19 protein-coding genes and 1 tRNA gene are annotated in these 23,405 nt (G+C 70.9%); 14 read left to right on the forward strand and 6 right to left on the reverse strand.

The features are described from left to right. Positions 1-37: 37 nt before the first annotated feature. The 3 genes from ASE68_RS06740 to pth all read left to right on the forward strand — a co-directional run bounded on the left by ASE68_RS06740 (position 38) and on the right by pth (position 2,747). Complete coding sequence (locus ASE68_RS06740; protein WP_055856555.1) at positions 38-1,129, forward strand: zinc-binding dehydrogenase; 1,092 nt, start codon at positions 38-40, stop codon at positions 1,127-1,129. A 196-nt stretch (positions 1,130-1,325) separates the two neighbouring features. Beyond that, positions 1,326-1,952, forward strand: coding sequence for a 50S ribosomal protein L25/general stress protein Ctc (locus ASE68_RS06745; RefSeq protein WP_055856558.1), 627 nt, complete (start codon positions 1,326-1,328; stop codon positions 1,950-1,952). A gap of 162 nt (positions 1,953-2,114) precedes the next feature. Then, complete coding sequence (gene pth / locus ASE68_RS06750; protein ID WP_055856561.1) at positions 2,115-2,747, forward strand: aminoacyl-tRNA hydrolase; 633 nt, start codon at positions 2,115-2,117, stop codon at positions 2,745-2,747. 16 nt (positions 2,748-2,763) lie between these two features. On the opposite strand, the gene ASE68_RS20880 is transcribed toward pth, so the two are convergent. Beyond that, positions 2,764-3,516: a ribonuclease H gene (locus ASE68_RS20880; RefSeq protein ID WP_055856564.1), complete on the reverse strand. Its 753-nt coding sequence runs from the start codon at positions 3,514-3,516 to the stop codon at positions 2,764-2,766. A gap of 137 nt (positions 3,517-3,653) precedes the next feature. On the opposite strand from ASE68_RS20880, the gene mfd reads away from it, so the two are divergent. Beyond that, the gene (gene mfd / locus ASE68_RS06760) at positions 3,654-7,361 is read left to right on the forward strand and encodes a transcription-repair coupling factor (protein WP_055860871.1); all 3,708 of its coding nucleotides are present in this window, start codon (positions 3,654-3,656) and stop codon (positions 7,359-7,361) included. Positions 7,362-7,428: 67 nt separating this feature from the next. Here mfd and ASE68_RS06765 read toward each other — a convergent pair whose 3' ends face one another. Together ASE68_RS06765 and ASE68_RS06770 are read right to left on the reverse strand one after the other, a co-directional pair. After that, positions 7,429-7,746: a hypothetical protein gene (locus ASE68_RS06765; RefSeq protein ID WP_055856566.1), complete on the reverse strand. Its 318-nt coding sequence runs from the start codon at positions 7,744-7,746 to the stop codon at positions 7,429-7,431. Continuing rightward, a complete protein-coding gene (locus ASE68_RS06770) occupies positions 7,743-8,942 on the reverse strand; it encodes a Na+/H+ antiporter NhaA (protein WP_055856569.1) in 1,200 nt (399 codons plus the stop codon). The genes ASE68_RS06765 and ASE68_RS06770 overlap by 4 nt, the downstream gene beginning before the upstream one ends. Before the next feature lie 136 nt (positions 8,943-9,078). Between ASE68_RS06770 and ASE68_RS06775 the strand changes: the two genes are divergently transcribed. The 3 genes from ASE68_RS06775 to hisS all read left to right on the forward strand — a co-directional run bounded on the left by ASE68_RS06775 (position 9,079) and on the right by hisS (position 11,894). Continuing rightward, the gene (locus ASE68_RS06775) at positions 9,079-9,720 is read left to right on the forward strand and encodes a LysE family transporter (protein ID WP_055856572.1); all 642 of its coding nucleotides are present in this window, start codon (positions 9,079-9,081) and stop codon (positions 9,718-9,720) included. Positions 9,721-9,812: 92 nt separating this feature from the next. After that, positions 9,813-10,520, forward strand: a complete 708-nt coding sequence (locus ASE68_RS06780) for a YabN family protein (protein ID WP_055856575.1) — start codon at positions 9,813-9,815, stop codon at positions 10,518-10,520. Positions 10,521-10,625: 105 nt separating this feature from the next. After that, positions 10,626-11,894, forward strand: a complete 1,269-nt coding sequence (hisS, locus tag ASE68_RS06785) for a histidine--tRNA ligase (protein ID WP_055860873.1) — start codon at positions 10,626-10,628, stop codon at positions 11,892-11,894. A gap of 78 nt (positions 11,895-11,972) precedes the next feature. On the opposite strand, the gene ASE68_RS06790 is transcribed toward hisS, so the two are convergent. Continuing rightward, positions 11,973-12,758: an endonuclease domain-containing protein gene (locus tag ASE68_RS06790; protein WP_055856578.1), complete on the reverse strand. Its 786-nt coding sequence runs from the start codon at positions 12,756-12,758 to the stop codon at positions 11,973-11,975. 378 nt (positions 12,759-13,136) lie between these two features. Between ASE68_RS06790 and eno the strand changes: the two genes are divergently transcribed. From eno to ASE68_RS06825, 6 genes are all read left to right on the forward strand, one after another. Continuing rightward, positions 13,137-14,417: a phosphopyruvate hydratase gene (gene eno, locus ASE68_RS06795; protein WP_055856580.1), complete on the forward strand. Its 1,281-nt coding sequence runs from the start codon at positions 13,137-13,139 to the stop codon at positions 14,415-14,417. Between the two features lie 100 nt (positions 14,418-14,517). Continuing rightward, positions 14,518-15,204: a septum formation initiator family protein gene (locus tag ASE68_RS20705; RefSeq protein ID WP_235480775.1), complete on the forward strand. Its 687-nt coding sequence runs from the start codon at positions 14,518-14,520 to the stop codon at positions 15,202-15,204. Next, the gene (locus tag ASE68_RS06810) at positions 15,201-15,758 is read left to right on the forward strand and encodes a DUF501 domain-containing protein (protein WP_055856591.1); all 558 of its coding nucleotides are present in this window, start codon (positions 15,201-15,203) and stop codon (positions 15,756-15,758) included. The genes ASE68_RS20705 and ASE68_RS06810 overlap by 4 nt, the downstream gene beginning before the upstream one ends. Then, positions 15,755-17,020 carry a S8 family serine peptidase gene (locus ASE68_RS06815; protein ID WP_055856594.1) on the forward strand — a complete coding sequence of 422 codons (1,266 nt, stop codon included), beginning with the start codon at positions 15,755-15,757 and terminating at the stop codon, positions 17,018-17,020. The genes ASE68_RS06810 and ASE68_RS06815 overlap by 4 nt, the downstream gene beginning before the upstream one ends. A gap of 34 nt (positions 17,021-17,054) precedes the next feature. Next, a complete protein-coding gene (locus tag ASE68_RS06820; RefSeq protein ID WP_055856597.1) occupies positions 17,055-18,476 on the forward strand; it encodes an NAD(P)/FAD-dependent oxidoreductase in 1,422 nt (473 codons plus the stop codon). A 49-nt stretch (positions 18,477-18,525) separates the two neighbouring features. Then, positions 18,526-18,599 (forward strand) — tRNA-Leu (locus ASE68_RS06825). A gap of 145 nt (positions 18,600-18,744) precedes the next feature. On the opposite strand, the gene ASE68_RS06830 is transcribed toward ASE68_RS06825, so the two are convergent. After that, entirely contained in the window at positions 18,745-21,480 is a 2,736-nt protein-coding gene (locus tag ASE68_RS06830; protein WP_055856601.1) for a cation-translocating P-type ATPase, read from the reverse strand. 281 nt (positions 21,481-21,761) lie between these two features. Here ASE68_RS06830 and msuE point away from each other — a divergent pair, with 281 nt between their 5' ends. Then, positions 21,762-22,355 (forward strand): FMN reductase, encoded by a 594-nt coding sequence (msuE, locus tag ASE68_RS06835; RefSeq protein WP_055856604.1) that lies wholly within the window; start codon positions 21,762-21,764, stop codon positions 22,353-22,355. A gap of 22 nt (positions 22,356-22,377) precedes the next feature. Here msuE and ASE68_RS06840 read toward each other — a convergent pair whose 3' ends face one another. Next, entirely contained in the window at positions 22,378-23,304 is a 927-nt protein-coding gene (locus ASE68_RS06840) for a Ppx/GppA phosphatase family protein (RefSeq protein ID WP_055856607.1), read from the reverse strand. Positions 23,305-23,405: the final 101 nt, after the last annotated feature.

Below are 23,405 nucleotides of genomic sequence, written 5' to 3' on the forward strand. Positions count from 1 at the left end.
CCCCGCTCCAGCCCACCGTCGTTCTCCGGAGGACCCCATGCCGAACCTCGGCGTCGTCGCCCACGCGGCCGACGACCTGCGCGTCGAAGCGCTGCCAGAACCCTCGCCCGTTCCCGACGAGGCGGTGCTCGAGATCGCCTTCGGCGGCGTGTGCGGCTCCGACCTGCACTACTGGCGGCACGGCGCCGCGGGCGCCTCGGTGCTGCGCGAGCCCATGGTGCTCGGGCACGAGATCTCGGGCACCGTCGTCGCGGCCGCCGCCGACGGCAGCGGACCCTCGGCCGGCACCCGCGTCGCCGTGCACCCGCTCACCCCCCATGGCGACGGCATCACGCCGTGGCCCGCCGACCGCCCGAACCTCGCGCCCGCGTCGAGCTACCTGGGCTCGGCGCTGCACCTGCCGCACACGCAGGGCGGATTCGCCAGGCGCGTCGCGCTGCCCACCCGCCTGCTGCACGCCGTGCCCGAAACGCTGCCGCTCGAGGTCGCCGCGCTCGCCGAACCGGCCGCCGTCGCCTGGCACGGGCTCGAACGGGCCGGCGACGTTCGCGGCAAGCGGGTGCTCGTCATCGGCGCCGGCCCCATCGGCCAGCTCGTCGTCGCGGTCGCGCGCCACCACGGCGCGGCCGAGGTCTTCGCGACCGACCTGCACGCACTGCCGCGGCGCATCGCCGAGCAGCACGGCGCGACGACCCTCGCGGCGACGGATGCCGCGGCGATCGCCGCGCTGCACGCCGACGTCGTCGTCGAGTCCAGTGGCACCGTGCCCGGCCTCGCGAGCGCGATCGAGGCCGCCCGTCGGGGCGGCACCGTCGTGCTGCTCGGGCTCCAGCGCGCCGGCGACGTGCCCGCCGCCGTGGCCACCGCGATCACGCGCGAACTCACGATCGTCGGCTCGTTCCGGTTCGCCGACGAGTTCGACGACGTGATCGCGGCCCTGGCCGACGGCAGCCTCGACGTGTCGGGCGTCGTCACGCACGTGCTGCCGGCCGATCGTGCGCCCGAGGCCTTCGGCGTCGCGGCCGACGCATCCGTCTCCTCGAAGGTGCTGCTCGACTTCAGCGACCATCAGGGCCGGGACGAATCGGCCGGAGAAGCCGGCGAATCAGCCGGCGACGACATCGGGTAGACTCTCCCATTGAACTTCGGCGAGGGATGCCGTGCCACCCGCGAGAGCGGGCGGCGAACGACATCCGTGATCGACGCGGTGGGAGCAGGCTCAACGGCTCATTCCTCACGCATCCGCGCATCTTGCATGCCGCGCGTTCGAGTTGAAGACATCAGACACACGATCTGGGCCGAGTGAGCCCGCAAGGAGAAGAACCATGGCTGAAGACAACAAGGTCGTCGCGGACATCCGCGAATCGTTCGGCAAGGGCGCCGCCCGCAAGATCCGCGCCGTGGGCAAGATCCCCGCCGTGATCTACGGCCACGGCACCGACCCCCAGCACGTCACGCTGCCCGGCCACCAGGTCGCGCTGCTCATCCGCAAGGCGAACGCCGTGCTCGACCTCCAGATCGAGGGCAAGAGCCAGCTCGTGCTCGTCAAGGACGTCCAGAAGGACCCCGTGCACCAGATCATCGAGCACATGGACCTCATCGTCATCAAGAAGGGCGAGAAGGTCCAGGTCGAGATCCCCGTGCACGTCGAGGGCGAGACCGCTGCCGGCACCATCGCCGCCCTCGAGTCGCACACGCTGCTGCTCGAGGTCGAGGCGACCCACATCCCCGAGAGCGTCGTCGTCTCGGTCGAGGGCCTCGAAGAGGGCTCGCAGATCCACGCCAAGGACGTCGAGCTGCCCAAGGGCGCCTCGCTCATCACCGATGCCGAAGCGCTCATCGTCGTCGTGAACACCCCGCAGAAGGCCGACCTCGGCGAAGAGGCCGCCGAAGCCGAGGCCGCTGAGGCCGAGGCCGCCGAGGCTCCCGCCGACGAGGCTGCCGCCGAGTAGTCTCAGCGCACGCACGCCGATCGGGCCTGCGGCATCGCATCCGGGTACGCTCGGATGCGGGCCGCGGGCCCGTTCCCGTCCCGCCCCGTGCAGCCCAGCCGCCGTGCACCGGCACGACGGCGACGCGCACGCACCGACACCGCAACGAACGGAGACGATCGCATGGGTCTGACCGACCTGTTCCGCCTCCGCCGGAAGGAAGACCCCACCGTGGCCGCGAACACCTGGCTCGTCGTGGGCCTCGGCAACCCCGGAGCCCAGTACGCCGGCAACCGGCACAACGTCGGGCAGATGGTCGTCGACGAGCTCGCGAGCCGCATCGGCGCGAGCTTCAAGACCCACAAGACGCCGTCGCGCGTGGCCGAGGGGTTCCTGCGACCCGGCGGGCCGAAGCTCGTGCTCGCGAAGTCGAACGGCTTCATGAACACCTCTGGCGGGCCCGTCTCGGCGCTCCTGAAGTTCTACGGCCTCGAGCCAGACCGGCTCATCGTCGTGCACGACGAGCTCGACATCCCCTTCGACACCGTGCGCCTGAAGGCCGGCGGCGGCCACGGCGGCCACAACGGCCTGCGCGACATCCTGAAGGCCACCGGCAACGCCGACTTCACGCGCGTGCGGGTCGGCGTCGGGCGCCCGCCCGGCCGGCAGGACGCGGCCGACTACGTGCTGAAGGACTTCTCGGGCACCGAACGCGCGACCCTCGCGAACCTGATCTCGGATGCCGCAGACGCCGTCGAGGCCATCGCCGACGTCGGACTCGTGGCGGCGCAGCAGAAGTTCCACTCGCCCGCCTGAGCGGTGCGCCCTCGGCTCAGATGAGCCCGCGGAGGTACTCCTCCGGCGCGACGCCGGCCGCTCGAGCGAGCTGCAGCAGCCGGTCGTGCTCCTCGGTCGAGAGCTCGACCGTGAGCTGGTGCCACGCGTCAGGCGCCTCATCGAACGAGAACAGGGTGTCGTCGTCGGCCCCCGGGTTCGGGTCGGCCGGCACGGATGCGTCGATGACGGATGCCGCGGCGAGCTCGAGTTCGACCTCGTCGATCGGGTCGACGGATGCCGCGGCATCCGTCGTCGCGTCGGCACCGCGCGTCGCCGCCCCGCTGATCTCATCGCGCCACCCCGGACCCGAAGGAACCGGCCCGCCGCTGCGGTAGGACTCGGCGACCGCACGCGCCCGCACGTCGGCGGCCTCGTTCATGGGGTGGCCGACATGGCCCTTCACCCACTCGAAGCGGTAGCGACGCCCTGCGAGCTCGTCGTCGAGCTCCTTCAGCAGCTCGACGTTCAGCACGGGCTTGCCGTCGGCCTTGCGCCAGCCCTTGCGCTTCCATCCCGGCATCCACTTCGTGATGCAGTTGATGACGTACTGGCTGTCGCAGAGCACGAGGAGCTCGTCGTCGAGGTGGGCGGTCGCGCGGAACAGTTCGAGCACGGCCTTCAGCTCGCCCTGGTTGTTCGTCGCGTGCTTCCAGCCGCCGGCGCCCCAGCGGTCGTCGTCGACGTACCAGGCCCACCCGGCCGGGCCGGGGTTTCCGAGGGCGGATCCGTCGGCGGCGGCAGTGATCACGGGGGTTCCTCCAAGGGGTTCGGTGCGGCGCCCATCGTATCGGGCGGCGCCGACGACGCCGACCCGCCCATGGCGGGCGCCGTGGCGCGGCAGGGGCGACCGGCGGCCGTGTCCGAGGCCGCGCGTAGACTCGCATGGTGATCCTGCAGGGCTTGAACACGGCGCTTTCGCGCGCCTCCACCATCGACCGCGCGCTGGGCGAAGCCCTGCGGAGCGCCGATTTCTCCGCACCCGACGGCCTCGACGCACCGCTGCTCGCGGGCCTGCTGCAGCGCCGTGCCGAGGCCGGGCTCCCGCCCGCGCTGCTCGTCATCACCGCGACCAGTCGCGAGGGAGAGCAGGTGCGCACCTCGATCACGCCGTACCTGCCAGACGCCGAGGTGCTCGAGTTCCCCGCATGGGAGACCCTGCCGCACGAGCGACTGAGCCCGTCGGCCGAGACCGTCGGCCGCAGGCTGCACGCCCTGCGACGCATGCGCGACTGGCACGACGCCGGCGAGCGGCATCCGCTCGTCGTGGTCGCGTCGGTGCGCGCCGCGCTGCAGCCCCTCGCCGACAACCTCACGGCGCACGCACCCGTCGAGCTCGTGCCCGGCGGCCGCGGCTACGACCTGTCCGAGATCTCGCGAACGCTCGTCGACCTCGCCTACGCGCGGGTCGACATGGTCGCCAGGCGCGGCGAGTTCGCGCTCCGCGGCGGCATCCTCGACGTGTTCCCCCCGACCGCCGACCACCCGGTGCGCGTCGAGTTCTTCGGCGACGAGGTCGAAGAGCTGCGCGCGTTCTCGGTCGCCGACCAGCGATCGCTGCCCGAGGTCGTCGATCGGGTCGTGCTCGCGCCGAGCCGCGAGCTGCTGCTCACGCCGCCCGTGCGCCAGCGCGCCCGCGAGATGGTGCTCGAGTTCCCGAGCCTCGCCGGGCTGCTCGAGAAGGTCGCAGAGGGCATCCCGGTCGAGGGCATGGAGTCCCTCGCGCCCGCGCTGCTCGAACGGCTCGTGCCGCTCGCGCACTACCTGCCCGTCGGCTCGGCCGTCGCGGTGATCCACCCCGAGCGCGTCTCCGGGCGGGCGGTGAGCCTCGCCGAGACGAACCAGGAGTTCCTCGGCGCCGCGTGGAGCGCGGCCACGGCCGGTGCCGACGCGCCGATCGACCTCGCCTCTGGCGACTTCCTCACGGTGCGCGAGTTCCGCGAGGCCGTGCTGTTCAGCGCGCCGGGCGAGCCCGATCCGAAGCGCGCCTGGTGGACCTTCTCGAACTTCGACATGGGCGACGCGGCGGAGGTCGTCGCGGCATCGGCCGGCGGCGCGGCGGCAGCGTCCGCGTCGCTCGTCTCCTCCGAGTACGTGCGCGTCGCCGCCGATGCGATGCCGAGCTTCGCGGGCAACGTCGCCGGCGCGGTCGAGCACGCCGCAGGGCGGCTGCGCGACGGCTGGAGCCTCGTCGTGGCATCCGAGGGCCAGGGGCTCGTCGAACGCGCACGCGACGTGCTCGCCGAGGCGGGGCTCGCCGCGCGGGTCGTCGAGCAGATGCCGGCCGACCTCGAGCCGGGCGTCGCCTACCTCGTGAGGGCCGGGGCGGCGCACGGCTTCGAGGTGCCGGAGGCGAAGCTCGGCCTCCTCTCCGAGGCGGAGTTCTACGGGCGCGCCGCGGGCTACGAGACCCGGCGCGGGGTCAAGCTCGCGCCGCGCCGCCGCAACGTCGTCGACCCGCTGCAGCTGAAGACCGGCGACTTCGTCGTGCACCAGACGCACGGCATCGGCCGCTTCGTCGAGATGGTGCAGCGCGAGGTCGCGACCGGCAGCCGGCCCACCGGTCCGAGCCGAACGGCCGGCATCGCCCAGCAGCCGAAGGCCGTGCGCGAGTACCTCGTGCTCGAGTACGCGGCCTCCAAGCGCGGGCAGGCCGGAGACCGGCTCTTCGTGCCGACCGACCAGCTCGACCTGCTCTCGCGCTACGTCGGCGGCGAGGCGCCCACCCTCTCGAAGATGGGCGGCAGCGACTGGGCGCAGGCCAAGGGTCGCGCGCGCAAGGCGGTGCGCGACATCGCCGTCGAACTCGTGAAGCTCTACTCGGCCCGCATGGCGGCGAAGGGGCACGCGTTCGGGCCCGACACCCCGTGGCAGCACGAGCTCGAAGAGGCGTTCCCGTTCACCGAGACGCCAGACCAGGTGCAGACGATCGACGAGATCAAGGCCGACATGGAGCGGCCGATCCCCATGGACCGCCTCCTCGCCGGCGACGTCGGCTTCGGCAAGACCGAGGTCGCCGTTCGAGCCGCATTCAAGGCCATCCAAGACGGCAAGCAGGTCGCGATGCTCGTGCCGACGACGCTCCTCGTCAAGCAGCACCTCGAGACCTTCACCGAGCGCTTCGCCGGGTTCCCCGTGCACGTGCGCGCCCTCAGCCGGTTCCAGACCGACAAGGAGGCCCGCGAGACCATCGCCGGGCTCGGCGACGGCACGGTCGACATGGTCATCGGCACGCACCGCATCCTCACCGAGAAGGTGCGGTTCAAAGACGTCGGGCTCGTCATCATCGACGAGGAACAGCGATTCGGCGTCGAGCACAAGGACGCGCTGAAGAAGCTCAAGACCAACGTCGACATCCTCGCGATGAGCGCCACCCCGATCCCGCGGTCGCTCGAGATGGCGGTCACCGGCATCCGCGAGATGTCCACGCTCGCGACCCCGCCCGAAGACCGGCACCCGATCCTCACGTTCGTCGGCCCGTACTCCGAGCAGCAGGTCGCCGCGGCCATCCGTCGCGAGATGCTCCGCGAGGGCCAGATCTTCTTCGTGCACAACCGCGTGTCATCGATCAACCGGGTCGCGGCCCAGCTCGCCGAGCTCGTGCCGGAGGCGCGCATCGCGGTCGCCCACGGCCAGCTCAACGAGCACGTGCTCGAGCAGATCGTCGTCGACTTCTGGGAGCGCAAGTTCGACGTGCTCGTCTCGACGACGATCATCGAGACCGGACTCGACATCTCCAACGCCAACACGATCATCATCGACCGCGCCGACAAGTACGGCCTCAGCCAGCTGCACCAGCTGCGCGGCCGGGTCGGCCGTGGCCGCGAGCGCGCCTACGCCTACTTCCTCTGGGACCCGGCGAAGCCGCTCAGCGAGACCGCGCACGACCGGCTCTCGACGATCGCGGCCAACAACGACCTCGGTTCAGGCATGCAGGTGGCGCTGAAGGACCTCGAGATCCGCGGTGCCGGCAACCTGCTCGGCGGCGAGCAGGCCGGGCACATCGCCGGCGTCGGCTTCGACCTCTACCTGCGCATGATCGGCGAGGCCGTCTCGACGTTCCGCGGCGACGTGGCCGAGGGGCAGACCGAGTTGCGGCTCGAGCTGCCCATCGACGCGCACATCCCCGAGGACTACGTCGACTCCGAGCGCCTGCGCCTCGAGGCCTACCAGAAGCTCTCGGCGGCGAGCGGCCCGGCCGCGAAAGACGAGCAGATCGGCCAAGTGCTCGACGAGCTCGTCGACCGCTACGGCGCGCCGCCCGAGGCCGTGCAGAACCTCATCGCCGTGTCGAAGCTCCGCCGCCTGGCGCAGTTCGCCGGGCTCTCCGATGTCATCGCCACGGGCACCAAGCTCCGCATCGCGCCGGCGAACATCCCCGACTCGCGTCGCGTGCGCCTCGAGCGCATGTACCCGGGCGCGAAGCTCGTCACGGCGAGCGACGTGATCCTGGTGCCGTTCCCCGTGCGCGGCGGCGAGATGCCCGCCGACGCCGATCTCATCGAATGGGTGTCGAACCTCATCACCGCGATCTTCCCGCTTCCCGAGCGGGCGGATGCCGCGGGCGGCCCGACCGCAGCGGGCGGGGCCGCGTAGCCGGGCGGGCGTCGGCGGCATCCGCTCGGCTCGCGCAGCGTGTCGCGCAGCCGGCGATCCCTGCCGCTCAGGGCCGCAGGTGACCCCACTCGTCGAGGAACTCCTCGACGCTCAACCGTTCGAGGTCCTCGTTGATCGTGCGCAGCAGCGCGTCGGCCTCGTCGAGGGTCCCGGCCTTCGTGCGGATGACGGGGCTCCGGGTCGCGCGTCGCATGACGACCAGGTCGGCGATCGACGGGCCGCCGACGCCGGTGGCCTCGCCGGCGAGCAGCAGGGTCGTGTGCATGAACTTGCGGATGCCCGTCAGCCGGCGTTCGTGGAGTTCGGCCCGCAGGTGCAGGGAAGCGGGCTCTGCGGCGGGCAGGTCGTCTCGGTCGTCGGTCATCGTGAGAACGGCCCTCCGGGTCCGCCGAGGGCGCCCTTGGCCCGGTACTGCCGCGACCGGACCGTCACGGCGATGCCCGCGAACACGATCGCGATGCCGGAGCCGAGCAGCACGGCGAGGGTGCCTTCGTCGGCGACCTCGGGGTTTCCGGCGAAGGCGAGCTCGTTCATGAGCAGCGACACCGTGAAGCCGATGCCGCCGAGGGCGCCGACCATGACGAGGTCGCCGACGGTCAGCGCGGCACCCGTTCGATGCCTCGCGAAGAGCATGCCGATGCCGCCGGCGAGCAGGATGCCGACGATCTTGCCGACGGGCAGGCCGACGACGATGCCCCAGAACGCGGGGGAGAGGTCGCTGACGGCCACCTGCGGAATCGGGACCATCGCCGCCGTGAGCGCGAACAGCGGCAGGATGACGCCGTTCGAGACCGGCTCGAGCCCGTGCACTGCGCGGCCCCCCGGTCGTCGTGCCATGACGAAGCCGAGCGCGACGCCGGCGATCGTCGCGTGCACGCCCGACTGGTAGATGAAGTACCACGAGAGCGCGGCGAGCACCCAGAGCACCGCCATGATCGGCCACTGCGGTCGACGCGAGAGGATCCACGCCGATCGCGGCTTCAGCATGCGGCTGACCGCGCCGAACAACGCGATCGTGATCGCGCCGAGCCCGATGAACGCCATGCTCGCGTCGGCGGTGAAGAAGAACGCGATGATGAGGATCGCAATGAGGTCGTCGAGCACCGCGAGCGCGAGGAGGAACACCCGCACGCGGGTCGGGATGAACCGCCCGAACACGGCGAGCACCCCCAGCGCGAAGGCGATGTCGGTCGCAGTCGGGATCGGCCATCCGTCCACCACGTCGGTGCCGGCGGTGAAGGCCACGTAGATGAGCGCGGGCACGATGACGCCGCCGAGCGCCGCGATCGCCGGCAGCAGCGCCTTCGACGGCGAGTTCAGCTCGCCGATGACGAGTTCGCGTTTGAGCTCCACGGCCACGATGAAGAAGAACACCGCGAGCAGCCCGTCGCTGATCCAGTGGCCGGCCGAGAGGTCGAGCCCGAGCCACGGCAGGTCGAGGTGCGCGTCCAGCGCGTCGACGAGGGCCGAGCCGAACGGCATGTTGGCGAGCACGAGCCCGAGCACGGCGGCGATGAGCAGCAGTACGGCCGCCCAGCGTTCGGACCTGAGGATGTTCATGGGGCACTCCGATCATGAGTGCGACGCGGATGCGGCGGTGTGCTGGCGTCGACGGGACGGTTGCGGCGGTCTCCCGCCGGCCGACCAGACTTCCCGGCACTCCTCGTGGAATCCTATCGGCGCGTACACTCGTCCGGTGTCGTTCTCGGTGTGGGTCGCGTTGCTCGCGGCGAGCGTGGTCATCTCGTTCACCCCCGGCGCCGGCGCGATCAACACGATGGGCAACGCGTTGAAGGTCGGTCTCGGGCGCGCCTTCTGGGGCATCCTCGGGCAGCAGGCGGCGCTCGTCGTGCACATCGTGATCGTGGCCGCGGGCCTCGGCGTGCTCGTGGCGAACTCGCCGCTCGCCTTCGACGCGATCCGGTACGCGGGCGCGGCGTATCTCGTCTACCTCGGCATCCGGCAGTTCCTCGCGAAGCCCGTCGAGGGCGACGAGGGGGCGGATGTCGCGACCGCCGCCGACGCCCCGGCCGACGAGTCCGGGTGGTCGCTGTTCCGCCGCGGCCTGCTCGTGAACCTGCTGAACCCGAAGGCGATCGTCTTCTTCCTCGCGTTCCTGCCGCAGTTCATCCGCCCCGGCGAGCCGCTGCTGCCGCAGTACCTCATCGTGGCGGCGACCGTGGTCCTCGTCGATGTCGCGGTGATGTGGGGCTTCTTCGCGGTGGCCGCACGATCGTTCCGCCGGGTGACCAGGTCGGCGCGCGGGCAGACCGTGCTCAACCGCGTGTTCGGCTCGCTGTTCCTCGCCGTCGGCGTCGCGCTCGCCGCGAGCCACTGAGCCGCGGCCACTGAGCCGCGAGCACTGGGCCGCGAGCACTGGGCCGCGAGCCGCCGGGCGCGTCGGCGCGCGGGCATGCCTAGGCTGAACGGATGACGCACACACCCGCGACCGGTGACTCGCCGCATCCCGGACTCGACGAGCTCATCGCCACGGTCGCCCTGCTCCGGGCTCCCGGCGGATGCCCGTGGGACGCCGACCAGACCCACGAGAGCCTCGTGCAGTACCTCGTCGAGGAGAGCTGGGAGCTCATCGACGCCATCGAGTCCGGCGACCGCGCCGAGATGATCGAGGAGCTCGGCGACGTGCTCTACCAGGTGCTGTTCCACGCCGACATCGCCGCGCACACCGAGGGCGAGGCGTTCGACATCGACGACGTCGCGCGGCACATGACCGCGAAGATGGTGTCACGGCATCCGCACGTGTTCGGCGATCGCGAGGCGCAGACGGCCGACGACGTCGTCGCCTTCTGGGAGGACCTGAAGGCCGAGGAGAAGCCGCACCGCACGAGCGTGCTCGACGGCGTGCCGCGCGGCATGCCCGCGCTCGCGCTCGCGCAGAAGCTGCTGGGCAAGGCCGAGAAGGCGGGCGTGATCGTCGACGTCGAAGCGCCGGATGTCGCGGTGTCGCCCGCGACCGAGGGCGAACTCGGTCGGCTGCTGTTCGAGCTCGCGGCCTCGGCCCGGTCGCAGGGACTCGACGCCGAACGCGCGCTCCGTGCCGCGCTGCGCACGTTCGAGCAGGACGTGCGCGACGCCGAGTCGGCCGCCGCGGCATCCGTCGCCCCCGAAGCCGGCTGACGCTCCCGCCCGGGCCGTCGCGATTCGAGCCGTCGCCATTCGTGGCGCCCCGATTCGCGGGCCACGATTCGAGGGCGCGCACGCCGTGCTGGAAGAATGGTCGGCATGGCCGCATCCGTCACTCCTCCGCGCGGAATGCGCGACTTCCTGCCCGCCGAGAAGGCCCGCCGCGAGCACGCGCTCGGCGTGATCCGCGGCGTGTACTCGTCGCACGGGTTCGACGAGATCGAGACACCCGTCATGGAGGACGCCTCGCGACTGCACGCCGGGCTCGGCGGCGACAACGAGAAGCTCGCGTTCGCGGTGATGAAGCGCGGCATCACGCCAGACGACCTGACGGCGGCCGCGGCATCCGGAGACGCTCTCTCGCTCGCCGACCTCGGCCTGCGCTACGACCTGACGGTGCCCCTCGCGCGGTTCTACGCGACGCACCGGGCGGCGCTGCCCCCGGTGTTCCGCTCGATCCAGATCGCGCCCGTGTGGCGCGCAGAGCGCCCGCAGAAGGGTCGCTACCGCCAGTTCGTGCAGTGCGACATCGACATCATCGGCGAGGCCGGACCGCTCGCCGAGCTCGAACTGCTCACCGCGACGGTCGCGACCCTCGATGCCCTCGGCCTCGGCGGCTGCACGATCCGGCTGAACGACCGACGGGTGCTCGCCGGCATCCTCTCGTCGTGGGGCGTGCCCGACGAACTGCGCGAGCGCGCCCTCATCACGATCGACAAGCTCGACAAGATCGGCACCGGGGGAGTCGCGTCCGAGCTCCGCGACCTCGGCATCGTCGACGACGGGGCGGATGTCGCGGCCGAGCTCGAGGCACTCACCACGGCCGACTGGCACCTGTACGACGGCGTGGTGCCGCCGCCCACCTGGCTCGACCGCGACGCGTACGCCGACCTGCTCGCGCTGCGCGAGACCATGCCGCACGCGAGGATCGAGTTCGACCCCACCCTCGTGCGTGGCATGGGCTACTACACGGGCACGATCTTCGAGATCGCGCACCCCGACTTCGGCTACTCGCTCGGCGGCGGTGGGCGCTACGACGGCATGATCGGCCGATTCCTCGGCCAAGACGTGCCCGCGTGCGGGTTCTCCATCGGCTTCGAGCGCATCGTCGACCTGCTCGCCGTGCGCGACGAGGGGCGCCCCCGCTCGGTCGTGCTGGTCTACGACCCCGCCGTCGAGCCTGCGACGCTGCTGAAGCTCAAGCACGAGCTCGTGGCATCCGGAACCCGCGTGCGCTTCGAGCGCCGCGTGAAGAACGCGCGCGCCCTGTTCGAGCGGGTCACCGCCGACGGCTTCGACGCCGTCGCGAACGTGACCCCCGAGACGACGGATGCCGCGTCGCTGAGCTTCCGCGACCTCACCGCCTGACCGCCTGACGGCCATCCAGCGTCCGCGAGTGGGCGATTCTGGCGCCCTCGGTGATGTCGGGCAGCCAGAATCGCCCACTCACCGCGCGCCGGATGCGATCCGAGCGCGTCGAATGCGTGCGATGAGTGCATCGGGAGCGTCGAACAGGGCGTGACGCGTCACCCGGATGACCCGCCACCCCTCATCCTCGAAGAGCTCGCGCCGCTCGATGTCGCGCTCCCACCGGTCGGCGTCGCGGTGCCGGGCACCCTCGTACTCGATCGCGATGCGAAGGTCGGGATACGCGAGGTCCGGATGCAGCGTGAGGCCGTTCCCCACGGCCACCGGCCATCCGATGCACGGTTCGGGGAGTCCGGCCGCCACGATCGCGAGCCGGAGCAGCGTCTCGGGGCGGGATGCGGCGCCGACGCGGATCCGTTCGAGCGCCCACCGAGCGGTCTTCGCGCCGCGGCATCCACGATTCCGCTCGAGCTTCGAGGCGAGAATACTGACGGTGCTCAGCGCGCCCTCGCGCGCCGCTCCGTGACGTCGTCCGGTCACGAGGAAGTCACCGACGGCGGTGAGATCCTCGCGCAACATCGACGGCGCGAGCTGCAGCCAGGCCGTCTCGGGCGCGACGACGGGCAGACCGAGACGCTCGACGACGTGCACGCCGTTCGTGGAGCGGTGACCGACCACGCCGACGCTGCGCGCCCGGGTCTTGTCGGGGCTGACCACGTGCAGTGGCCCAGGCGAGCTCAGGGGGTGCGGGAGGGGTGCGCCGAACAACAGTGCGGCGGTCTGATGGCTGAACGCCTCGCCCTCGCGCAACAGCGGCTCGTACGCACGGCAAAGGTCGACGACGGACTCGAGGTCGAGTCCCACCGCACTGCCGCCTCGAAACGGATGCTGCACCTGTCTCGCCCGTAGCCGCGCACGAGTCGTGTCGAACCTCGCGTGGTCGCTCGTGCGGATCGCGGCACCGTGCGGAAGCGGATCAGGGGTTCGTCGCGGCATCCGCTCACCCTGCCCGAGAGCGCTGCGGGAAGTCAGATCTCTCCACAGAACACCGCGAGTGGGCGATTCGGGCGGTATTCGGGCGCATCGCGCGACCAGATTCGCCCGTTCGCGGGTCGATCGCACGAGCGACGGAAGCCCGCGGCATCCGTCGTGGAACGTCATGCCTGAGCGAGCCTCACTAGACTGGCCTGCGGATCACGACGGAGTCGTCCACCGCACACACCCATCACAGAGGAGTTCACTGTGGCATTCATCGAAGCTGTAGGCGCACGCGAGATCCTGGATTCTCGCGGCAACCCGACCGTCGAGGTCGAGGTCCTGCTCGACGACGGCTCCCTCGCCCGTGCGGCGGTGCCCTCGGGCGCCTCGACCGGCGCGTTCGAGGCGTACGAGCTGCGCGACGGCGACCAGGATCGGTACTTCGGCAAGGGCGTGCTGAAGGCCGTCGACGCCGTGCTCGACGAGCTCGGCCCGGCCATCGAAGACCTCGATGCGAGCGACCAGCGTCTCGTCGACGCCACGCTCATCGAGACCGACGGCACCCCCAACAAGTCCAAGCTCGGCGCCAACGCGATCCTCGGCGTGAGCCTCGCGGTCGCGAAGGCCGCGGCCGACTCGGCCGACCTGCCGCTGTTCCGCTACCTCGGCGGCCCCAACGCGCACGTGCTGCCCGTACCGCTGTTCAACGTCATCAACGGCGGCTCGCACGCCGACAACGGCATCGACATGCAGGAGTTCTTCCTCGCCCCGATCGGTGCCGAGTCCTACTCCGAGTCCCTGCGCTGGGGCGTCGAGACGTACCACGTCCTCAAGGGCGAGCTGAAGGCGGCGGGCTACGCCACCGGACTCGGCGACGAGGGCGGCTTCGCGCCCGACCTGCCCAGCAACCGCGAGGGCCTCGACTTCCTGGTGAAGGCGATCGAGAAGGCCGGCTTCACGCCCGGCAAGGACATCGCACTGGGTCTGGATGTCGCGGCGACCGAGTTCTTCAAGGACGGCGTCTACCGTCTCGAGAACAAGGACTGGTCTGCCGACCAGCTCGTCGAGTACTACGAGGGCCTCGTGCGCGACTACCCGATCGCCACCATCGAAGACGCCCTCGCCGAAGACGACTGGGACAACTGGAAGGCCCTCACCGACGCGCTCGGCACGAAGGTGCAGCTCGTCGGCGACGACCTCTTCGTCACCAACCCCGAGCGCCTCGCCACGGGCATCAGCCGCGGCATCGCGAACTCGCTGCTCGTCAAGGTCAACCAGATCGGCACGCTCACCGAGACGTTCGACGCGGTCAGCCTCGCGCACCGCTCGGGCTACACGGCCATGCTCTCGCACCGTTCCGGCGAGACCGAAGACACGACGATCGCCGACCTCGTGGTCGCCACGAACGCGGGTCAGATCAAGGCTGGCGCGCCCGCCCGCAGCGAGCGCGTCGCGAAGTACAATCAGCTCCTGAGGATCGAAGAAGAGCTCGGCGAGTCCGCGGTGTTCGCGGGTCGCTCGGCGTTCCCGCGGTTCACGGCCTGATCGGCTCGGACTGCACAGACTGGCGGGGGTGGCCGAGCGGCCGCCCCCGCCGGTTCGCGTCCGGGGTCAGGTGGAGCGCAGGGTCGACTGAGGAGGGGCGATGGCGAAGAGACCGGTGAGGCCGACGGCGACGTCGCCGTCCACGTCGGCGACGCCAGGCGCGACCAAGCCCGCGAAGCCCTCCAAGCCCGCGAAGCCCTCCGAGCCTGCGAACTCCTCCAAGTCCGCGAAGCGGGACACGGGCACGCCCGGCGCGTCCAAGGCGAGCACGACCAAGCCGTCCAAGACCACGCCGGGCGGAGCCAAGCCGGCCAAGACGCGGCCGGGCAGGCCCACGTCGCCCCGCGCATCGGCGGGCCGCGGTGCAGCCGGCTGGCTCGGCGGCATCCGATTCTCAGGTTTCTCGCTCATCATGATGGGAGTCCTCGTGCTCGCGGTCGTGGTGCTCGCACCGACCATCGCGCAGCTCGCGGAACAGCGGCAGAAGATCGCCGAGCTGCAGGCCACCGTCTCGCAGCAGGAGTCCGAGGTGCAGCGTCTGCGCGACGAGCGCGAACGGTGGAACGACGAGACCTTCATCACGACCCAGGCGAGAGACCGGCTGGCGTACGTGATGCCCGGCGAGGTGAGCTACCTCGTCATCGACGACCGATCCGAAGCGGCGAAGACGGATGCCACGACGGAGGTCTCAGCCGACGTGACCGAGATGAAGGGGGACTGGATGAGCACCATCCTCTCCTCCGTGATGACCGCGGGCCTCGCGCCCGCAGCAGGAGGTGCCGGATGACGCGGCCGCCGTTCGACCCCGTGACCGAGCGGGACATCCGCATCGTGTCCGCCCAGCTCGGCCGTCAGGCGCGCGATGTCGTGGGCATCCCGGCACGCTGCGTGTGCGGCGCGCCGACCGTGGTCGCGACGTCGCCGCGATTGGCCGACGGCACGCCGTTCCCGACGTTCTACTACCTCTCGCACCCGGCGGCGACGGCGGCGATGTCCTTCCTCGAGGCCGCGCAGCTCATGGTCGAGTGCAATGAGCTGCTCGCGGCCGACGCATCCGTCGCCGAGGGCTACGCGCAGGCGCACCGCGACTACCTGGCCGACCGCGAGCAGTTCGGCGTCGTGGCCGAGCTCACGGGCATCTCGGCGGGCGGCATGCCGACCCGCGTGAAGTGCCTGCATGCGGTCGTCGCGCACTCGCTCTCGGCCGGCCCCGGCGCGAACCCGATCGGCGACATCGCCCTCGAACGGTCGACCTGGACGCCCGACGTGTGCCAGTGCCCCGACTACGGCGTCGATGACCTCGGCACGCCTCCGAGCATGAACGAGCGCGAGTCGGCATGACCGCCGCCCGCACGGTCGCCAGACTCGTCGCAGCCGTCGCCGTCGGCGCCGTCGTGGCGCTCGCAGGCGCCGCGCCCGCGCAGGCCGACACCGTGCGCGACTACCAGTATTGGCTCGCCGACTACGGGTTCACGACGGCGTGGAACACCACGAAGGGCAAGGGCGTCACGGTCGCGGTCATCGACACGGGCGTGAACGGCAACGTCGCCGAACTCCGCGGCGTCGTCAAGGACGGCACGGATGTCTCGGGCATCGGCACCCCAGACGGGCAGACCCCGGTCGGCGACAACCCGACCCACGGCACGATGGTGGCCTCGCTCCTCGCGGGCCGCGGCACCGGTGCCGGCAACGGCGTGATCGGCGTCGCCCCCGAGGCCGACCTGCTGACCGTCTCGGTCGCATTCGGCGTCGAGACCGGCGCCGAGAAGTCGAACGACGAGCAGATCGCGGAGGCTGTCGTCTGGTCGGTCGACCACGGCGCCGACGTCATCAACATGTCGCTCACCCGCAACACCCGCGACTGGCCGGAGAGCTGGGACGACGCGTTCATGTACGCGTTCGAGCACGACGTCGTGGTCGTCGCCGCCGCGGGCAACCGCGGCAGCGGCACGAGCGAGGTCGGCGCCCCAGCGACGATCCCGGGCGTGGTCGCGGTCGCGGGCGTCGACAAGGAGAAGAACGCGAGCTTCGACGCGAGCTCGCAGGGCATCACCCTCGCGGTGGCCGCCCCGAGCGAAGACCTGGTGGGCGTGCTGCCCGACGGCGGACACGCGGTGTGGAGCGGCACGAGCGGCGCCGCGCCGCTCGTCTCGGGGCTCGTGGCCCTGATTCGCGCCGAATACCCCGATCTCGATGCGGCGAACGTCATCGAACGACTCATCAAGACGGCCGATCCGCACGGGCACGAGGTGCCGAGCCCGCTCTACGGCTGGGGCATCATCGACCCCGTCCCCGCGATCACGGCCGACGTCGAGCCCGTGGCCGAGAACCCGCTCGGCAGCCTGTCCGCGTGGATCACGCTGCACCGCCGCGCCGACACCCCGGTCGAGACCGATGCGCCCGAGGCGCAGGAGATCGTGCCGATCGCCGACCCGCCGCAGCCGGTCGACGTCGAGACGCAGACCCTGCTGCCGACCCCGTGGACCCTGGCCTACATCACCCTCCCGCTCTCACTGGTCGCAGGGTTTGGTACGCTAGCAGCGCTGTTGGGCATCGGTGCCGCTCGGCATACCAGGCGGGCCGCTCGCGTACGCGAGCCGTGATCGCAAGCATCAGAAACTGAGGAGTCCATTCACCGTGCCCAAGATTCTCATCGTCGGCGGTGGCTATGCGGGGTTCTACACGGCGTGGAAGCTCGAGAAGTGGCTGCGCGCCGGCGAAGCAGAGGTCACGATCGTCGACCCGCTGCCGTACATGACGTACCAGCCCTTCCTTCCCGAGGTCGCGGCCGGATCGATCGAGCCGCGTCACGCGGTCGTCGCCCAGCGTCGCCACCTCAAGAAGACGAATGTCGTCACCGCCAAGGTGACCGGCATCGACCACGCTTCCAAGTCCGCGACCATCACCCCCGAGGTCGGTGAGCCCTGGCAGTTCGACTACGACATCGTCGTGGTCACCGGCGGCGCGGTCTCGCGCACGTTCCCGATCCCCGGCATCGCCGACAACGCGATCGGCCTGAAGACCATCGAAGAGGCCGTCGCGATCCGCGACCGCGTGCTCACGAACTTCGACAAGGCCTCGAACCTCCCGGCCGGTCCCGAGCGCGACCGCCTGCTCACGTTCGTCGTGGTCGGCGGCGGCTTCGCGGGCATCGAGGTGTTCGCCGAGCTGCGTTCGTTCGCGAGCTCGCTGCTCGAGTTCTACCCGCAGCTCACGTTCGACGACACGCACTTCCACCTCATCGAGGCCATGGGGCGCATCATGCCCGAGGTCTCGCTCGAGACCAGCCACTGGGTCATCAAGCACCTCGCGCAGCGCGGTGCCGAGATCCACCTCGACACGCAGCTGCAGAGCGCGGTCGACGGCGTCATCGAGCTCTCGACCGGTGAGAGCTTCGAGTCCGACCTCATCGTCTGGACCGCCGGCGTCATGGCCAACCCGGCCATCGTGCGCACGAGCGACCTTCCCGTCGAGGAGCGCGGCCGCATCAAGACGCGTGCCGACCTCCGCGTGGGCGACGACGACGACATCGTCGCCGACGCCTGGGCGGCCGGCGACATCTCGGCGGTCCCCGACCTCACCGGCGGCGGCGTCGGCGGCTACTGCGTGCCGAACGCCCAGCACGCGGTGCGTCAGGGCAAGCTGCTCGCGAAGAACATCGTCGCGGTCCTGCGCGGCGAGGAGCCGAAGCAGTACTTCCACAAGAACCTCGGCGCCGTTGCAGGCCTCGGCATCGGCTCCGGTGTGTTCCAGTCGGGCAAGGTCGCCCTCAAGGGCCTCATCGCCTGGTTCGCGCACCGTGGCTACCACGGCCTCGCGATGCCCAGCTGGGAGCGCAAGTTCCGTGTGTTCTGGGGCTGGTGGAACAACTTCTGGCTCGGTCGCGACGTCGTCTCGCTGAGCGCCGTGCAGCAGCCGCGCGCCCAGTTCGAGGCGTTCGCCGCCCGCCCGAAGCCCGCGGTCGCCGCGGCTCCGGTCGAGCCGGCCGCCGCGCCGAAGGCACCCGCCAAGGCGAAGGCCGCCGCGAAGCCCAAGGCCGAGGCCGCTGCAGCCAAGTAGGGTCGCACCGAAGTAGGTTTGACGCGACGCCGCCTTCGGGCGGCGTCGCGCTCCCGTAGCCCAATCGGCAGAGGCAGGCGACTTAAAATCGCCTCAGTCTGGGTTCGAGTCCCAGCGGGAGCACCGTTCAGGGCGCCGTCTCCGGTGTCGTCTGCCAGATCTCGTCGGTCGGATGTCGGATGTCGTCTGCCGGATGTCGTCTGTCGGCGCGCGCCGAAGAGTCGCCCTCGTCGGCTGATCCGCGCCGGGAAGGGCCGGCCGTCCTCCCTCAGTGATCTCCGCGGGCGACGCGAGCCGCCAGCCGCCGCCGACGGAACCACTTGTCGCCTTCGACGACGACGAGCAGGATCAACGTCAGGCCAATGCATCCCAGCCACTGCCAGCCGGTGAGCGAGACGGTGCCGAGCGCGCGCTGCAGGAAGGGGATCTCGGTCGACGCGACGATGAGCAGCACCGGCCAGACCAGGATCTTCGCGACCGCCGCGATGGGCGCCAGCAGGCCCGACTCGGGCGTGCGGCGCATGAGCAGGGCGCTCAGCACAGTCGCCAGGCCGAGTACGACGTAGGCCATCGTCATCGACGCGGTCGGTTCGGTCGGGCTCGGCGCATCCGGCCCCCAGAGCAGCGGCACGAGCGCGATCAGGAAGATGACGGCGCCGTAGACGAGCCACTCCACGAGCGACACCCGATTGACGACGCCGATCCTCGGGTCGCGTGGCGGGTGGTTCATGATGCCGGGCGGGTTCGCGTCGGCGGCGATCGCGAACACCGCGAACAGGGCGACGAAGAAGTTGATGAACAGCACCTGCGCCGGGAACAGCGCGACGCCCTCGGCGATCGAGAACGCGCTCGCGGCGAGGAACAGCATGATCAGGCTCAGCAGCTGCGTCATCTGGAACCGCAGGTAGGCGGTGATCTTCGAGTAGACGATGCGGCCGATTTCGACGGCGTGCACGAGGGTCGCGAAGTTGTCGTCGGTCAGCACGAGCTTCGCGGCCTGCTTCGTGACCTCCGACCCCGAACCCATGGCCACGCCGATGTTCGCCTGCTTGATCGCCGCCGCGTCGTTCACGGCGTCGCCCGTCATCGCCACGATGGCGCCATCGGCCTGGAGGAGGCGCACCAGCCGCAGCTTGTCGTCTGGGGTGACCCGGCCGAACACGTGCAGGTCGGGCAGCCGGCGCGACAGCTCCTCGTCGGTCATCTGCTTGAGGTCGGCGCCGCTCACGGCCCCGGTGCCGAGGCCGAGTTCTGCGCCGATCGCGCCGGCGGTCACGGCATGGTCACCCGTGATCATGCGCACGTCGATGCCGGCGTTGTGCGCCACCGCGACGGCGTCCTTCGCCTCGGTGCGCAGCGGGTCGACGATGCCGACGATGCCGATGAGCACCAGTTCGGAGACCGACGCCATCGGGTCGGCGGCGATGCGGGCCTCGTCGGCGTCGTCGAGGAATCGGGCGGCGATCGCGAGCGTGCGCAGGCCAGTGGCCGACATCCGCTCGAGCTCGGTGGTCGCGGCATCGGATGCCACGGGCACCACCTCGCGCGTCTCGTCGAGCATCGTCGTGCAGCGCTTGAGCACCACGTCGGGCGCGCCCTTCACGATGAGCACGAGCCGCTGCTCGCCGCGGAACGGGATGCGCTGGAGGGTCGCCATGAACTTGTAGTCGGAGTCGAACGGCACCTCGGCGAGGCGCGGGTAGTCCTTGCGGGCCTGATCGGCGTCGATGCCGAGACGGGCGGCGAGCACGACGAGCGCGGCCTCGGTCGGATCGCCGACGACGTCGCCGTCGGCCGACACCGTCGCGTCGTTCGGGAGGCCGATCGCGAGGCCGAGGGTCGGTGCGTCGATCGCCTCGTCGGAGGTGCCGAGCACCCGGCCGTCGAACGAGTAGCCCTCGCCCGTGACGCGGTACGTGCTGCCGCCGAACCACGCCGTGCGCACGGTCATCATGTTGAGCGTGAGGGTGCCGGTCTTGTCCGAGCAGATCGCACTCGTCGCGCCCAGCGTCTCGACGTCGTTCAGCGAGGTGACGATCGCCCGTTCCTTCGCGAGCTTCGAGGCGCCCCACGCGAGCAGGCTCTGCACGAACACGGGCAGGCCGGTGGGGATCGCCGAGATCGCCACAGCCGTCGCGAGGAACAGCAGCTCGTCGAGGCTCTGACCGCGAGCGAAGCCGATGAGCACGATGACGAGCACCGCGCTCCAGGCGATGATGCCGAGCACCTTCGTGAGGCCGTCGAGCTCGAGCTGCAGCGGCGACTTCTTGTCGCCCACCTGGGTCAGGAGCGACGCGATGCGGCCCATCTGCGTGCGCATGCCGGTCTCGACGACGACGATGCGCGCCGTGCCGCGGGTGACCGACGTGTTCTGGAACACCATCGAGGTGCGGTCGGCGAGCGCCGTGGTCTCGGTGTTCTCGGCAGGGCCCTTCGGGATCGGCAGCGACTCGCCGGTGAGCGAGGACTCCTGGGTCTCGAGGTTCGCCGAGCGGAGGATCCGGCCGTCGGCCGGTACGAGGTCGCCTGACTCGAGGTCGACGATGTCGCCCGTCACGAGCCCCGTCGCATCGATCTGCAGCAGGACGCCGTCGCGCATCACGCGCGCCTTCGGCGTCTGCAGCTTCGCGAGGGCGTCGACGCTCCGGCGGGCCTTCACCTCCTGCTGGGTGCCGGTGATGATGTTGAAGAGCACGAGGACCGCCACGATGATCGCGGTCGTGACCTGCCCGATCAGCAGCGACACGATCGTCACCGCGATGAGCATGAGCGTCATGAGCTCGAGCACCTGGCTGAGCGCGATGCGCCAGACGCTCGGCGGCGGCGCGCTGTGCAGCGCGTTCGGGCCGAGCTCGGCGAGCCGACGGGCGGCCTCGGCCGCGACGAGGCCCGTGCGATCGTCGGTCTCGAGCCGGGTCGTGACGTCGGCGGGCGCGAGGGCCCACCATCCGGTCTCGGGCTGCTCGTCGCGTTGCGCCTGCTCGGCGCCGATCGTGTCCGTCACGAGCGGCGCCCGTTCGCTTCGGTAGATGCCTGCGCGAGCCGTGGGCTCCCGAGTCGTTCGATCATGCCGATTCCCCCTCGACTGCGCGCCGCCGAGGGCGCTTGCGTTGATCGTAGCGTCGGGGATCGGCTCAGGGGAAGGCATCGGCCGACGACATCCGGAGTCCGATGGGGCGGGCGGCCCACGTCATGCGGCGACGCACTGTGAAGGCGTGTTGCGCCCGTTTACCGCGGGAGTCGCGCCCGATTCCGGCGCCGATGATGCGGGGTTAGTGTCGCCCCATGCCCACCATCAACATCGTCGCCGTCTCCGGAAGCCTGCACGCGCCGTCGAAGACCACGGTCCTCACTCGCGAGATCCTCGAGGGGTTCGCGACCGCACTCCGATCCGGCAGCGGGCGCGATCTCGTGATCGAGACGCACCTCATCGAGCTCTCCGACATCGGCCCCGAGTTCGCCGGGGTGCTGAGCCGCAGCGCGCTTCCGCCCGCCGCCGAGGAGGCCCTGCGCCGTATCGAGTCGGCGACCCTGCTCATCGTCGCGAGCCCGGTCTACCGGGCGTCGTTCACCGGGCTCTTCAAGCACGTGTTCGACTTCGTCGGGCAGTACGCCCTCATCGACAAGCCCGTGCTGCTCGCGGCCACGGGCGGCAGCGACCGCCACTCGCTCATCCTCGAGCACCAGTTCCGCCCGCTGTTCTCGTTCTTCCAGGCGCTCACGCTGCCGATCGGCGTCTACGCGAGCGACACCGACTTCGTCGACTACCAGGTGGACTCCGCCGATCTGCGCGCGCGCATCGACCAGGCGATCGAGCGCGGACTCCCGGTGGTGCGCAGCTCGGTGCTGCCGGTCTCGGAGTACGTCAACGCCTGGTGACCGCCGCCGGCCCGACGTCCGGTCAGGACATGCGGTCGAGCCGTCGAAGGATCAGGCCCTCGCGGAGCGCCCACGGCGACACCTCGAGTTCGTTCACGCCGAACGCGCGCATCGCCTCCGAGAGCACGACGGCCCCTGCGACGATCTGGAACGTCCGGTCGGCCGTGATGCCGGGCAGCGCGGGTCGTGCGTCGGCCGGGATCCGTGCGAGGCGGGGGATCCAGTCGTCGAGGCCCTTGCGTCGCAGGATGCTGCGCTCGTCGGGTCCGACGCCCTCCTCCGTCCAGCCGGCGAGACGGGCCAGCGACCGGATCGTCTTCGACGATCCGACCACGTGCGACGGCTTCGGCAGGTGCGCGAACTCCGCGAGGGCGGGGCGAAGCACCGACGCGGCGTGATCGCGCAGGCGCTGCACCTGCTCGGGTGAGGGCGGGTCGTCGGGGAGGAATGCGATCGTCGAGCGCCCCGCTCCGAGGGGGAGCGAGCGCGCGACATCCGGGATCTCGTCGATGCCGTTCGCGATCTCGAGCGAGCCGCCGCCGATGTCGAAGAGCAGGATGCGCTCGGCCGACCAGCCGTACCACCGGCGCACGGCGAGGAACGTGATGCGGGCCTCGTCGGCGCCCGAGAGCACCTGCAGCTCGACGCCCGTCTCATCGGTGACGCGGGCGAGCACGGCCTCGCCGTTCGCCGCCTCGCGGATCGCCGAGGTCGCGAACGCGAGCAGCTCGTCGATGCCCGATTCGCGGGCCACCTCGACGGCGTCGCGGACGGCCGTGAGGATCGCCTCGACGCCGTCGCGGCCGATCGAGCCGTCGGGTTCGAGGTAGCGCATGACGCGCAGGACCGAGCGGTGCGAGGCCGCCGGGATGGGCCGTGCGCCGGGGTGCGCATCGACGACGAGCAGGTGGACGGTGTTCGAACCGACGTCGAGGACCCCGAGGCGCATGGTGCGAGCGTAGCCCCGACTAGTGCATACTGTTCGAACTGGGTCGCCTGTCCCAGTTCGCTCGGTCGCCCGTCCGAGCATCGGCAGCGTCGTCGTGAGGA

Origin of the sequence: Agromyces sp. Leaf222 (assembly GCF_001421565.1) — a bacterium.
Taxonomy (GTDB): domain Bacteria; phylum Actinomycetota; class Actinomycetes; order Actinomycetales; family Microbacteriaceae; genus Agromyces.

Bases quoted from the DNA above. Each gene is read 5' to 3' on its own strand.
- ASE68_RS06740 (WP_055856555.1), top strand. From the start codon at position 38: ATGCCGAACCTCGGCGTCGTCGCCCACGCGGCCGACGACCTGCGCGTC.
- ASE68_RS06745 (WP_055856558.1), top strand. From the start codon at position 1,326: ATGGCTGAAGACAACAAGGTCGTCGCGGACATCCGCGAATCGTTCGGC.
- pth (WP_055856561.1), top strand. From the start codon at position 2,115: ATGGGTCTGACCGACCTGTTCCGCCTCCGCCGGAAGGAAGACCCCACC.
- ASE68_RS06765 (WP_055856566.1), bottom strand. From the start codon at position 7,746: ATGACCGACGACCGAGACGACCTGCCCGCCGCAGAGCCCGCTTCCCTG.
- ASE68_RS06770 (WP_055856569.1), bottom strand. From the start codon at position 8,942: ATGAACATCCTCAGGTCCGAACGCTGGGCGGCCGTACTGCTGCTCATC.
- ASE68_RS06780 (WP_055856575.1), top strand. From the start codon at position 9,813: ATGACGCACACACCCGCGACCGGTGACTCGCCGCATCCCGGACTCGAC.
- hisS (WP_055860873.1), top strand. From the start codon at position 10,626: ATGGCCGCATCCGTCACTCCTCCGCGCGGAATGCGCGACTTCCTGCCC.
- ASE68_RS20705 (WP_235480775.1), top strand. From the start codon at position 14,518: ATGGCGAAGAGACCGGTGAGGCCGACGGCGACGTCGCCGTCCACGTCG.
- ASE68_RS06810 (WP_055856591.1), top strand. From the start codon at position 15,201: ATGACGCGGCCGCCGTTCGACCCCGTGACCGAGCGGGACATCCGCATC.
- ASE68_RS06815 (WP_055856594.1), top strand. From the start codon at position 15,755: ATGACCGCCGCCCGCACGGTCGCCAGACTCGTCGCAGCCGTCGCCGTC.
- msuE (WP_055856604.1), top strand. From the start codon at position 21,762: ATGCCCACCATCAACATCGTCGCCGTCTCCGGAAGCCTGCACGCGCCG.
- ASE68_RS06840 (WP_055856607.1), bottom strand. From the start codon at position 23,304: ATGCGCCTCGGGGTCCTCGACGTCGGTTCGAACACCGTCCACCTGCTC.